13 protein-coding genes are annotated in these 12,211 nt (G+C 71.5%); 8 read left to right on the forward strand and 5 right to left on the reverse strand.

The genetic code is table 11. The features are described from left to right. The first annotated feature begins 4 nt into the window (after positions 1 to 4). The gene (locus EDF42_RS01120) at positions 5 to 838 is read left to right on the forward strand and encodes a nitroreductase family protein (protein WP_123671239.1); all 834 of its coding nucleotides are present in this window, start codon (positions 5 to 7) and stop codon (positions 836 to 838) included. Continuing rightward, positions 835 to 1,608 (forward strand): YqjF family protein, encoded by a 774-nt coding sequence (locus EDF42_RS01125; protein ID WP_221180993.1) that lies wholly within the window; start codon positions 835 to 837, stop codon positions 1,606 to 1,608. Before EDF42_RS01120 ends, EDF42_RS01125 begins: the two co-directional genes overlap by 4 nt. On the opposite strand, the gene EDF42_RS01130 is transcribed toward EDF42_RS01125, so the two are convergent. Then, positions 1,580 to 2,242 carry a hypothetical protein gene (locus EDF42_RS01130; protein ID WP_148067584.1) on the reverse strand — a complete coding sequence of 221 codons (663 nt, stop codon included), beginning with the start codon at positions 2,240 to 2,242 and terminating at the stop codon, positions 1,580 to 1,582. The genes EDF42_RS01125 and EDF42_RS01130 overlap by 29 nt on opposite strands. 100 nt (positions 2,243 to 2,342) lie before the next feature. Between EDF42_RS01130 and EDF42_RS01140 the strand changes: the two genes are divergently transcribed. From EDF42_RS01140 to EDF42_RS01155, 4 genes are all read left to right on the forward strand, one after another. Further along, positions 2,343 to 3,338: an SDR family oxidoreductase gene (locus EDF42_RS01140; protein ID WP_123671242.1), complete on the forward strand. Its 996-nt coding sequence runs from the start codon at positions 2,343 to 2,345 to the stop codon at positions 3,336 to 3,338. After that, positions 3,335 to 3,676: a hypothetical protein gene (locus EDF42_RS01145; protein ID WP_123671243.1), complete on the forward strand. Its 342-nt coding sequence runs from the start codon at positions 3,335 to 3,337 to the stop codon at positions 3,674 to 3,676. Before EDF42_RS01140 ends, EDF42_RS01145 begins: the two co-directional genes overlap by 4 nt. 74 nt (positions 3,677 to 3,750) lie before the next feature. Continuing rightward, the gene (locus EDF42_RS01150) at positions 3,751 to 4,293 is read left to right on the forward strand and encodes a dihydrofolate reductase family protein (RefSeq protein ID WP_123671244.1); all 543 of its coding nucleotides are present in this window, start codon (positions 3,751 to 3,753) and stop codon (positions 4,291 to 4,293) included. Between the two features lie 10 nt (positions 4,294 to 4,303). Next, a complete protein-coding gene (locus EDF42_RS01155; RefSeq protein ID WP_123339214.1) occupies positions 4,304 to 4,501 on the forward strand; it encodes a hypothetical protein in 198 nt (65 codons plus the stop codon). A gap of 93 nt (positions 4,502 to 4,594) precedes the next feature. Here the strand turns inward: EDF42_RS01155 and EDF42_RS01160 are convergent, their stop codons facing one another. Next, a complete protein-coding gene (locus EDF42_RS01160; protein ID WP_123671245.1) occupies positions 4,595 to 8,167 on the reverse strand; it encodes a bifunctional proline dehydrogenase/L-glutamate gamma-semialdehyde dehydrogenase in 3,573 nt (1,190 codons plus the stop codon). 128 nt (positions 8,168 to 8,295) lie between these two features. Here EDF42_RS01160 and EDF42_RS01165 point away from each other — a divergent pair, with 128 nt between their 5' ends. Beyond that, positions 8,296 to 8,772 carry a MarR family winged helix-turn-helix transcriptional regulator gene (locus tag EDF42_RS01165; RefSeq protein WP_123339216.1) on the forward strand — a complete coding sequence of 159 codons (477 nt, stop codon included), beginning with the start codon at positions 8,296 to 8,298 and terminating at the stop codon, positions 8,770 to 8,772. A 377-nt stretch (positions 8,773 to 9,149) separates the two neighbouring features. On the opposite strand, the gene EDF42_RS01170 is transcribed toward EDF42_RS01165, so the two are convergent. The 3 genes from EDF42_RS01170 to EDF42_RS01180 are packed head-to-tail and all read right to left on the reverse strand — an operon-like array spanning position 9,150 to position 11,055. Then, the gene (locus EDF42_RS01170; RefSeq protein WP_123671246.1) at positions 9,150 to 9,857 is read right to left on the reverse strand and encodes a zf-HC2 domain-containing protein; all 708 of its coding nucleotides are present in this window, start codon (positions 9,855 to 9,857) and stop codon (positions 9,150 to 9,152) included. Then, complete coding sequence (locus EDF42_RS01175; protein WP_123294523.1) at positions 9,854 to 10,369, reverse strand: sigma-70 family RNA polymerase sigma factor; 516 nt, start codon at positions 10,367 to 10,369, stop codon at positions 9,854 to 9,856. Before EDF42_RS01175 ends, EDF42_RS01170 begins: the two co-directional genes overlap by 4 nt. Then, complete coding sequence (locus EDF42_RS01180) at positions 10,366 to 11,055, reverse strand: YceI family protein (RefSeq protein ID WP_123339218.1); 690 nt, start codon at positions 11,053 to 11,055, stop codon at positions 10,366 to 10,368. Before EDF42_RS01180 ends, EDF42_RS01175 begins: the two co-directional genes overlap by 4 nt. Before the next feature lie 138 nt (positions 11,056 to 11,193). Here EDF42_RS01180 and EDF42_RS01185 point away from each other — a divergent pair, with 138 nt between their 5' ends. Next, positions 11,194 to 12,204 (forward strand): TerC family protein, encoded by a 1,011-nt coding sequence (locus EDF42_RS01185; protein WP_123339219.1) that lies wholly within the window; start codon positions 11,194 to 11,196, stop codon positions 12,202 to 12,204. The last annotated feature ends 7 nt before the right edge of the window (positions 12,205 to 12,211 follow it).

Here is a 12,211-nt window from a genome sequence, read left to right on the forward strand (position 1 = left end):
AGCAGTGGAGCTCTTCGAGGCCATCCGACGCCGCCGGACCACGAACGGGGCGTTCCTGCCCGACCCGGTGTCCGAGGAGCACCAACGGCTGCTCATGGAGCTCGCCGGCCGGGCCCCGTCCCAGCTGAACAGCCAACCGTGGCGGTTCGTGCTGGTCGAGGAGCGCGACACGATCGACCGGGTCGCCGCGATCAGCGGCAGCTCGATGACGCGCACCATGGCCGAGGGGACGTTCTTCGAGCGGTACAAGCCGTACTTCCGGTTCTCGAAGGCCGAGATGGACGAGCGGCGCGACGGCATGCTGTTCGACAAGCTCCCCGGGCCGCTCCGGCCGTTCACGAAGCAGGTGTTCACGAAGCGCGGGCAGCTGCTCATGAACACCCTCCGCGTACCGCAGAGCCTGGGTGAGGAGAACCGGAAGCTCGTCGCCGGGTCGCCGCTGCTGCTCGGGGTGATGCTCGACCGCCACGAGTACCGGCAGCAGGAGCTGTCCGGCTTCTACTCGGTGTTCAGCATGGGCGCGGCGATGGAGAACATCTGGCTCGCGACGACCGAGCTCGGGCTGGGGATCCAGTTCGTGTCCTTCCCGATGGAGACGCCGGGCGCCTGGGCGGAGATCGAGGGGCTGCTCCGGGTGCCCGAGTCGCTCGAGCTCATGGCCGTCTACCGGATCGGGTACCTGCCGCCCGAACGGCGCCGCCCCGCGATCGACTGGACGTCGAGCGAGCGGAAGCGGCCATCGCAGTACGTGTTCCGCGGCACCTGCGACACCCCGCAGCAGGGGTGGGACGACGCGCCCGTCGCGGGCCACATCGAACCGGAGGCGAGCACATCGTGACCGACACCCGACCCACCCACGTCACCCCGGGCCTCCAGGCCGTCGCCCCCGGCCTGCCGGGCCGTCCCTGGATCTCGCAGGACTGGCTCGACGTCGTCTTCGCGCACTGGCGCGTCGACGTGTCGGCGGTGGCCCCGCTGCTGCCAGCCGCAACGCGACCCGACACGATGGCGCTCGACGGCAGCGACGACGGGGTGACCACCTGGGTGGGCCTCATCGCGTTCCGGTTCGAGGACACCCGGTTCCCGCCCCTCGGGGCGCTGGGGCGGACCGGCTCGATCGGCGACTTCGTCGAGGTGAACGTCCGTGTCTACACGGTCGACGAGCAGGGCCAGCACGGTGTCGTGTTCCTGTCGCTCGACGCCGGCAAGCTGCTGCCGACCCTCGGCGCACGCGTGGCCACCGGACTGGCCTACTGGTGGGCGGACGCCGAGTCGCGGAGCGGCGACGGCCGCGTCGGGTACGCGATGCGACGGCACGGGACGCACCTGCGGTCGATGCTCGACGTCCGCGTGGGCGAGGTACTGGACGAGCCAGGGCCGCTCGAGACGTTCCTGACCGCGCGGTGGGGCATGCACGTGCACCGGGCCGGGCGGACCCGGTTCTGGCCGAACGAGCACGACGCGTGGCCGTTGCACCGTGCCTCGGTGGTGTCGCTGCGGGACGACCTGATCGGTGCCGCCGGGCTGCCGTTCGGGTTGACCGAGCTCGAGCCGGACTCGGTGCTGTACTCGCCGGGGGTCACGACGCGGTTCGGTCGGGGGCGATGAGGCCGGACTCGGGCTCGTCGCGCGGTGCGCGGGCGGCTGCCCGGAACTGGTGAACGGCGACGACGGCACCGAACAACCCGAAGAAGGACCCGGCGACCCAGGCGACGGTCCGGTACTCCGGGAGGCCAGGCGCGGTGAACCCGATCACGGCGAGGGTCGTGCAGACCACCGCCACCGACGCCGAGGCCCACGCGACGACGAGGTGGTCGATGCGCGGGACGACGCGCGCGAACCGGAACGTCATCGGGATCCCGGCGATCGCGCCGAACACCAGGCCGGATGGAGTCCCGACCACCAGGCTCGCCACCGCGACGACCGCCGCGCTCGTCACTGCCACCACCACCCGGGTGACGTGGCAGCGCCACGAGGCCGCACGCGTCTGCTCGTCGTACGCGCGCCAGCCCGTCACGAGCAGCGCGACTGAACCGATCCCGAACACGACCGCAGCGGCGATGCCGACGACGAGTGCGAAGACGCCCCCGAAGGCGATACCGAGGGCGACGTGCGCGGCGGCGAGGAGCAGCTCGAGCACCGGGTAGAGCCAGACCTCGAGCAGCCGGTTCGGGGTGTTCAGGACCCAGCCGGGAGGGGCTTCCTCAGCGAGGTCGTCGCTCTCGGGGTCTCGGGTCTCCACGTGGCCATCATGGCCGGTCGGTGTGACCGTGGTTCGGTGCCCGCCGATCCGGGGGACACCGGCTGAGTGGTGCGCGGTCGGCCGCAGGTACAAGTGAGCCATGACTCGAGTGGCAGTGGTGACCGGTGGATCCGCAGGACTGGGGCGTGCGACCGTCCGGGAGCTCGCCGCGCGGGGGTGGGACGTCGCCGTCCTCGCCCGTGGACGGGACGGCGTCGACGCCGCGGTGGCCGAGGTCGAGGCCTCGGGGCGTCGCGGGCTGGCCCTGGTCGCCGACGTGTCCGACCGCGAGGCCGTCGAGGCCGCGGCCGACCGCGTCGAGCAGGAACTCGGGCCGATCGACCTGTGGGTGAACGGCGTGATGGTCGGGGTGTTCGGCAAGTTCCTGGACACCGCGCCCGAGGACTTCGAGCGGGCGCTCAACGTGACCTACCTCGGCTTCGTCAACGGGACCCGAGCAGCGCTCTCCCGGATGGTGCCCCGCGGGCAGGGGCACGTCGTCCAGGTCGGCTCAGCACTCGGCTTCCGGGGCATCCCGCTGCAGGCCGCGTACTGCGGCGCGAAGCACGCGATCGTCGGGTTCACCGAGTCCGTCGTCTCCGAGCTGCTCGAACAGGGCAGCAAGGTGAAGGTGTCGCGGGTCGACATGCCCGCCCTCAACACGATCCAGTTCGGGTGGGTGAAGTCGAAGCTGCCGCACCACCCGCAGCCGGTCGCCCCGATCTTCCAGCCCGAGGTCGGTGCCCGCGCGATCGCTGCCGTGGCCGAGCGGCCGCGCCGTCGCACCTGGGTCGGCGAGTCGACCGTCTACACGATCCTCGGCAACCGGATCAGCGGGCGTTTCGCCGACTGGTACGCCGCCAAGACGCTCGTCTCCGGGCAGCAGGCGCCGGACAAGGACGGGCAGGAGCTGCACGACAACCTGTACGAGCCGGTGCCGGGCGACCACGGCGCGCACGGTGTGTTCGACGAGTCCGCGCACGCCTGGTCACCGCAGACCTGGTGGGTGGAGCACCGCCGGATGGGCAACGGGATCATCGGGGCGGCACTCGGCGCGGTCGGGGCCGTCGCACTCGTGGCCGGACGACGACGATGAACCGCCGCGGATCGTCGGTGCGGGGTGCAGCCGTCGTCGAGCTGTGTCGGGCAGGACTCGGCCTGTGGCACCTCGGCCGAGCGGCTCGTGGCCACGACCAGGCCGTGCTGCACGGTGTGCTCGGCGTCCGGCAGCTCGTGCAGGCCGCCCTCGTCGCACGCACGGGCTCCGGGAACGCGCACACGCTGAGCGCCGCCGTCGACGCGGTGCACGGCGTGACGATGGTGCCGCTCGCCCTCGACCCACGGCGCCGCGGGTTCGCCCTGCAGCAGGTGTGGATCGCCACGGTGCTCACCGTCGCCGAGGTCGCCGTCGTCGGTCGGGCCGGCCGGCGCTGACGGCGGGCGGCGCTGACGGCGGGCGGCGCTGACGGCGCTGACGTCTGTCGGGGGTGCTCGGTAGCGTCCGGGGCATGGGTACCACCTACTCCGTCGCGTCCTCGCTGGACGGCTTCGTCGCTGCACCGGACGACGACCTCGACTGGCTGCTGCAGTTCGGCTTCGAGCCGTTCCAGGAGCACCACGACCGGTTCTTCGCGGGCATCGGCGCGATCGTCATGGGCTCGACGACGTACGAGTGGCTGCTCGAGCACGACGACACCTGGGCGTACCCGGACCTGGCGACGTGGGTGTTCACCACACGTTACCTGCCGGTGCCGGACGGCGCCGACGTGCACTTCGTGTCGGGCGAGGTCGCGGACCACCAGGCCGACCTCGAACGGGCAGCCGGCGAGCGCGACGTCTGGGTCGTCGGCGGCGGACTGCTCGCGGCGCAGTACCAGCAGGCCGGGCTGCTCGACGAGCTCCGCGTCACCGTGATGCCGGTGGCGCTCGGTGCCGGTGCGCCGCTGCTGCCGGTCGCGGCGCCGACCCCGGTGTTCGAGCTGGTCGGGACGACGCCGTTCACCGGCGGTGCCGTCGAGCTGCACTACCGGTCCGCAGCCACCCCGGCGTAGCGTCCGAGCCATGAGCGACAACGAGCAGACCGAGCCCGTCATGGACGGCGCCAACGAGGCCACGAACCACGAGAAGCTGCACGGCCTGATCGAACAGGTCGACCACGACCACCACGGCGAGGGCGCCGGAGCGATGGCCGACCACCTGCGTGACCGGATGGACGAGACCGGCGTCGAGGACGAAGAAGCAGGCGACACCGAGGACTGACCGAGCCGGCGCCACGCCGCACACTTCGTGAGCAGACATGGTCGGGACCGCCGCAGCGCACCCGACCATTTCTGCTCACCAAGCGGCCCGCTGTCAGACGCGCAGCTCCGAGAAGTCCGCGTCGACATCCCCGAACCGGTGAGCGGTGATCGAGACCGACTGTTCACGGATGAACGGGAGCATCTCGATCAACCCGGCCTCGACCACCGGCGCGTCGTGGATCGCGACGTCGATGCTCGCGCCGAGGGCTTCCTCGAGCGCCAGGGCATCGCCACCGATGAGCCGGATCCGTGCGCCGGGGCCGCCGAACGCCGTGTGCACGGGTCGGTCCTGTCCCTGCGCGAGCATGTCCCCGAGGGCGTCGGCGGGCTCGGCATCCTCATCGCTCGTCCAGTTCGCCTGGAACACGGCGCCGGACGACGCACGGGCGTGGAAGTCCTGGTCGGACTCGACCAGGTGGTCGACGACGTCCAGCGGCGACCGACTCGAGGCCAGCAGCTGACTGAGCGGACCGGGCAACGGGCGGGCGGTGCTGAGCAGGACGTGGGCGCGGGCAGCCGTGGCGGCGACGAGCGCCCGGACCAGGTCACCCGCCGAGGCGTCCTCGGCCTGCCGCACGATGACGGACTGCGGTCGGTGGCGCAGCACGTTCCGCTGCACCACGAGCCCCGCCAGGTCGTGCGACCCGCCGTACAGCTCCTCGCGCGCCCGGACGTCGCTGAGCGCACCGGCCCGCACCTGGTCGAACTCCTCGAACGACAGGCCGCTGCGTGCGGCCTCGATCACCGAGGTCACGCGCGGCGGGAGTCCGTGCAGCTGGATGCTCTTGTGCACCGTGCGCGGGACCGGCTCCCACCGGCCGAGCGTCGCGACGTACATCGGTCCGCCCGCCTTCGTGCCGGTGCCAACGGACGACCGCTTCCAGCCGCCGAACGGCTGCCGACCGACGACCGCACCGGTGATGCCGCGGTTCACGTACAGGTTGCCGGCGCGCACACTCGCCAGCCAGTCCGCCACCTCGTCGGCGTCGAGCGAGTGGATCCCCGCCGTCAGGCCGTAGTCGGTGCCGTTCTGGATCGCGATCGCCTGCTCGAGCGTCTCGGCGCGCATGATGCCGAGCACCGGGCCGAAGTACTCGGTCTGGTGGAAGTCGCTGCCCGGGCGGACGCCGTCACGGATGCCGGGTGACCAGAGCCGCCCGGAGTCGTCGAGGGCCGTCGGCTGCACGAGCCAGGACTCCCCCGGGCCGAGCTCGGTGAGCCCTTGCCGCAGCTTGCCCTCGGGCTCGGCGATGACCGGTCCGACCTGGGCGGTGGGGTCGTCGGGCCAGGCGACCCGGAGCGTGCGCGTGGCGTCGACGAGCTGCCGACGGAAGCGTTCGCTCTCACCGACCGTGCCGACCAGGACGACCAGGGACGCCGCCGAGCACTTCTGGCCGGCGTGGCCGAAGGCGGACTGCACGATGTCCTGCACCGCGAGGTCGATGTCGGCGCTCGGCGTGACGACGATCGCGTTCTTGCCGCTCGTCTCGGCGCTGAGCGGCAGACCGGCGCGCCACCACCGGAACGATCGCGCGGTGTCGGCCGAACCGGTCAGGATGATGCGGTCGACGGCGGGGTGCCCGACCAGGTCACGGCCGAGTTCGTCCTCGGCCAGGTCGACGAGCTGCAGCAACGAGTGCGGCACGCCGGCGTCCCAGAGCACGTCGGCCAGCAGCGCACCACTGCGCTTCGCCTCGGGTGCCGGCTTGAGCACGACTCCGCTGCCCGCGGCGAGCGCCGCCAACACGCCACCGGCGGGGATCGCCACGGGGAAGTTCCACGGCGGCACGACGACGGTCAGGCGCGGCGGGACGTAGCGGGCCCCCTCGACGTCGCCGAGACGGCGGGCGCGCTCGGCGTAGTAGTGGGCGGCGTCGACGGCTTCGGTGACCTCGGTGTCGGCCTCGGAGAAGGTCTTCCCGGTCTCCGCCGCCATCACCTCGATCAGGTCGGCGCGGCGGGTCTCGAGCTCGTGCCCGATCAGGTCGAGGAGCTCAGCACGGTCGGAGGGGTCCTGCCGCCCCCAGTTGACGCCGGCTTGGGCGGTGCGGGCCATGATGCGTTCGAGCTTGGAGCGGTCGGCCACCTTGGCTCCGCGGATCGTCTGCGCGCCGAGCTGCGAGCGCGGTACCCGGCGCAGGACGTCGAGCGCCCACGAACGGTTGGCGGGAACGGCGGGGTCGGTGTCCGCGGCGTTCCGGAACGCGTCGCGCAGGACGGGGTCGCCGAGTGCCAGGTGGCGGTCCTGGGTGCGGTGCGTCGTGTGCACCGGCTCGTCGAGGGCCGCGACCGACGCCAGGTACCGGCCGTGTTCGCGGTCGAACACGCTGGCGTCGTGGTCGATGTCGGACGCTGCGGCGATGAAGTTCTCGGGGCTCGAGCTCTCCTGCAGGCGGCGGGCGAGGTACGCGATCGCGGAGTCGAACTCGTCCGGCTGTACAACGGGCGTGTAGAGCAGGATCTGTCCGACGTCGGCTCGGACGGCGTCGGCGTGCGTCGATGCCATGCCGAGCAGCATCTCGACGTCGACCGCGTCGGTCACCCCGCGGCGCTGGGCGAGGACCCACGCGGTCGCCAGGTCGAACAGGTTGTGCCCGGCGACGCCGATGCGCACGGCGTCGGTGCGCTGCGGGGTCAACGCGGCGTCGAGCATCCGCAGGTAGGCGGTGTCGGTCTCGCGCTTGCTGCCCCAGGTGGCGAGCGGCCAGTCGTGCACGATCGCGTCGACGTGCTCCATCGCCAGGTTCGCGCCCTTGACGAGCCGCACCTTGATCGGTGCGCCGCCCCGGGCACGGCGTTCCTGCGCCCACGTCGTCAGCGACTCGAGCGCCCCTGCGGCGTCGGGCAGGTAGGCCTGCAGCACGATGCCGGCCTGCAGCCCCGCGAACTCGTCGCGGTCGAGCAGGGTCCGGAACACCGCGAGGGTGACGTCGAGGTCGCGGTACTCCTCCATGTCGAGGTTGATGAACTTGGCCTGGCCACCGGACGCCAGCGGAGCGGCCGCGAGCCGGTACAACGGCACGAGCCGGTCGACGACCCGCTCGACCGTCTGGTCGAACGCCCACATCGACATCTGCGGCACGACCGAGCTGACCTTGATCGACACGTAGTCGACGTCGTCGCGGGCGAGCAGGTCCATCGTCCCCTGCAGCCGACGGTCGCTCTCGGCGCTGCCGAGCACGGCTTCGCCGAGCAGGTTCACGTTGAGCCGGGTACCCGGCCCACCGACCTTGGCGAGCGCCGGACCGAGCTTCGCCGTGCTCGCGTCGATCACCAGGTGGCCGGTCATCCGGCGCAGGATCCGGCGAGCGGTGGGGATGACCGCCCACGGCGCCATCGTCGCGAACCCACCGCCGAGCGTCACCGCGCCGCGCAGGTACCAGGCGAGGAAGTCGGGGACGTCGCGGCTGACCTGTTCGAGGTTGCGGGCGGCGACCCGGGGGTCTTCGGGGCGGATGACCTTGTCGACGAAGCTGCGCGTGAAGTCGAGCCCGCGTTCGTCGCGCAGGGCCTCGGCGAGACGGGCGGCACCGGCGTCCGGCTTCGCCCCGGCGGACGCCGCCAGCCACTTGCGGACCAGCGCAACGGCGTCGTCGGTGCAGTCCTGGAGGCGGGCGCTCGGCATGCTCCGATCGTATGCCGCACCTCCGACCTCACCTTGGAGCGCGCCGCACGTCGGCCAGGAGTCATCCGGACGGATGAAAGACGCGGAGGCGGGGTCGGTCGGCCTCCACGGTGGATACGCTGGTCGGCATGTCGACGCAGGGCAACGATGGCCACGACTGGGCGACGTGGGACGCCTACCACGACGTCTGGCGACGCCTCGACCGAGCGCTCGACCAGGCCGTCCAGGCTGGCGCCGGCATCTCCATCCCCGAGTTCGAGATCCTGATCGGGCTGCAGCGTGAGCCGGACCACCGGCTGCGCGTCCGCGACATCGCCGCCGGCATCGGTTGGGAGAAGTCGCGCGTCAGTCACCAGGTCACACGGATGGTCTCCCGCGGCTTGGTCGGACGCGCCGACTGCCCGACCGATGGCCGCGGCAGCTGGGTGGAGATGACCCCCGATGGCCGCCGCGCGGTGCTCGCCGGCATCCGCGCGCACACCGGTGCGCTGGAAGACCTGTTCTGGAGGCCCGTGGGGACCGACGCGGACACCCTCCGGTCCGTCAGTGCGCGCGTCCAGGACGCGATCGGCCCCGACGTGTCGGACGAGGCCGCCTCGGGCTAGCCGCCCCCGCACGTCCGCCGAGGTTCCACGACTCGCCGCACGGGGAGCGCCGAGGTTCCACGAACGCCCCCTCACCGCGTCGAGGTTCCGAGATCTCGGAACCTCGGGACCCGGACTTGGTCGTCACACACCGCCGCTCCGCGCGCGCCGTTCAACACGGTTCCTGGCGATGGCTTTCCCGCGCACCTCCGCCGAGGTTCCACGACTCGCCGCACGGGGAGCGCCGAGGTTCCACGAGCGCCCCTGAGCTGCGCCCAGATGCCGAGATTTCGGAACCTCGGGGGCTCGGGGGCGGGGTCGGGCGGGGCTCGGGGTCGGGCGGGGCGCGGGGGCGGGGTCGGGCGGGGCGCGGGGGCGGGGGCGGGGGCGGGCGGGCGCTACAGGTCGACGACGGCGAGGGCTCCCTGTTCGCCGCGGAGCCGCACCTGCACGCTCGCGATGTCGTCGCGCGGGATGTCCGTCGACGCCGACAGTCCCTTCGCGTCCTCGCCCGCGGCCGTCCACGAGCCGACGATCTGCGCGGTGCCGTCGGACCGCACCACGACGAGGTCGTACATGACCGAGCCGTCCGCCGCCCACTCCTTGCCGCCGTACGAGCAACCCCAGTCGAAGCGGGTGCCCCACTGTTCGCCGCTGACGGCCAGGTCGACGTCGAGTCCCTGGGCGCCGGTCATGTCGTAGCGGTCCGCGGTCGCCGATGCCGAGACGTCACGTCCGGCCTGCACCGAGCCGCGGTCTCCCGCCGTGCCGACGGCGAGTCCGCCCAGGACGGCAGCGACCACCGCGAGCCCTGCGGTGGCGGCGACCCAGACCCGGCGACGACGGCGACGGTGTCGAACGCGGTGCGCGACGGAGGCGAGGGTGCTCTCGGAACCGGTGTCGGGCCTCCCGTCCGGTTCGGCGATATCGATCGCCTGGTCGGCCGGCAGCTTGGCGAGCAGACCGGGCAGGCCGACCAGCTCGGCGACGGCGGCCGTGCAACGGTCGCAGGTCTCCAGGTGCTGCTCGTACTCGAGCCGTTCGTCCGGGCTCAGGGACCCGAGCACGTACGCCGCGTCCCACTCTGCGTACTGGTCGTCGCTCATCGGGTCACTCCTCGTTCCTGCAGTGCGAGCCGCAGGGCTCGCAGCCCGTAGTGCAACCGCGACTTCGCGGTGCCCTCGGGGATGTCGTGTCGTCGTGCGATCTCCGGCACCGTGTGGCCGAGCCAGTAGGCGTCCACGACCACGCGGCGGTGGTCCGGCGAGAGCGATGCGAGCGCGTCGGCCACGACGATGCGGTCGAGCACGGCGTCGGTGCGGTCCGACTCGGCGCGGTCGACGGGGTGTTCGGTGCCGAACTCCCGGCGGTTCCGGGCGGACCGGGCGTCGTCGACGACCAGGTTCCGCGCGACCGTGAACAGCCAGGCGCGGGCGCTGTCCGGCGCGCGTTCCAGCACCGCCGGGCGCTGCCAGGCGCGGACCATGGTCTCCTGCACGACGTCCTCGACCGCCGAGCCGTCCCGCGTCAGGTGCCGGACGTACCGGGTGAGCGCGTCACCGTGCTCGCGGTACAGCGTCGCGAGCAGCTCGTCGGCGGAACGACTCGACACGGTCACTTCTGCAGGTCGAGGGAGAACTCGACGGAGCCCTTCCCGTCCACGGTGACGAAGCCGAGCGAGGGGGCCTGCACGCCGTAGTCGGCGAACGTGATCGGCACCGAGCCGGCGACCTGCACGGTGCCACCCGTGCCGACCGCCACCTGCGCGTCGGCGGTGACGGCCTTCGTGACGCCGTGCAGGTCCATCGTGCCGGTCAGGGTGACGTCCTGCGTGCTGCCGTCGAGCGCCTTCGAGACGTCGACGGGCTTGGTGAGCGTGAACGTCGCCGTCGGGAACTTGTCCGTCTCGAGCGCTGTGTCCCGGAAGTAGGCGTCGCGCGCGGACTCGGGGGTGGAGATCTTCGCGACCTGGACCGTGACCGTCGCCGTCGCGAGGGAGCCGCCGTCGACCTCGGCGGTGCCCTCGACGTCCTTCGTGCGTCCGACCACGTTCACATCATTCCCCTGCAGGACCTCGTGCACCCGGTAGCCGGCGTACGAGGTCTTCGCGCTGGTCCAGGTGCCGTCGGCGTCCGCCGCGTCGAGGCTGGCGGACGACGTCGCCTGCAGCGAGGGTGCGGCGGCGGCCTGTCCGTTGACGGTGTTCGCGTAGATGGACGGACCGGCGATGACGGCGGCGGCCGCGATGACCACGACGCCGGTGGAGATGCCGATGATGACCTTGGTGCGTGTGCGGAGTCCCATACCCGGTCAACGAGGTGGTGGGGCGGATCGTTCACCCGGAACGATCCGGCTGCCGGATGCGTTCGGATCTGTCAGGCTGTTCATCCACCTCTGTCAGGCTGTTCATCCACCCGATCCCCCGCAGCCAGGAAGGCCGCAATGCCCGAACTCCCCGTCGTGTTCGAAGTCGGCTCGCTGATCGCGATCGTCGCGATCCTGCTCGCCGACCTGCTCATTGTCGCGCGCCGACCGCACGTGCCGACGCTGCGCGAGTCGGCGACGTGGGTGGGCGTCTACGTGGGGCTCGCGCTGGTCTTCGCGGTCCTGATGCTCGTGTTCGCTGGCGGCGACTCGGCGGGTGAGTTCCTGGCAGGTTGGCTCACCGAGTACAGCCTGAGCATCGACAACCTGTTCGTCTTCGTCATCATCATGGCGCGGTTCTCGGTGCCGAAGAAGATCCAGCAAGAGGTGCTGATGCTCGGCATCATCATCGCGCTCGTGCTGCGCGGCATCTTCATCCTCGTCGGTGCCCAGCTCATCGAGAACTTCTCGTGGATCTTCTACATCTTCGGCGCCTGGCTGATCTGGACGGCGATCCAGCAGCTCCGCGGCGAGGACGATGCCGACGACCAGAAGGACAGCTTCATCGTCCGGCTGCTCCGCCGTCGCGTGCGCCTCACCGACACGTTCGACGGCATGAAGTTCCGGACCACCCACGACGGCGTGCGGCACTTCACCCCGTTGCTCATCGTGCTGATCGCGATCGGGACCACCGACCTGCTGTTCGCCCTCGACTCGATCCCCGCGATCTTCGGCATCACCGAGAGCCCGTTCATCGTGTTCACCGCGAACGTCTTCGCCCTGATGGGCCTGCGGCAGCTGTACTTCCTGCTCGGCGGCCTGCTGGAGCGGCTCGTCTACCTGAAGTACGGCATCGCGGTGATCCTCGCGTTCATCGGCGTGAAGCTCGTCCTGCACGCACTGCACGACAACGAGCTGCCGTTCCTGAACGGTGGCGACCACATCGAGTGGGCGCCGGAGATCAACACGTGGGTCTCCTTGATCGTGATCATCGCCGCGATGGCGCTGTCGACCCTGGCCAGCGTCGTGCGGATGCGCCACGACGGCGTCGAGGCGAAGGACGAAGAACCCGCTCGCACCTCGGACTGAGCGGCGA

Origin of the sequence: Curtobacterium sp. PhB172, assembly GCF_003752545.1 — a bacterium.
In the GTDB taxonomy this organism is placed as follows: domain Bacteria; phylum Actinomycetota; class Actinomycetes; order Actinomycetales; family Microbacteriaceae; genus Curtobacterium.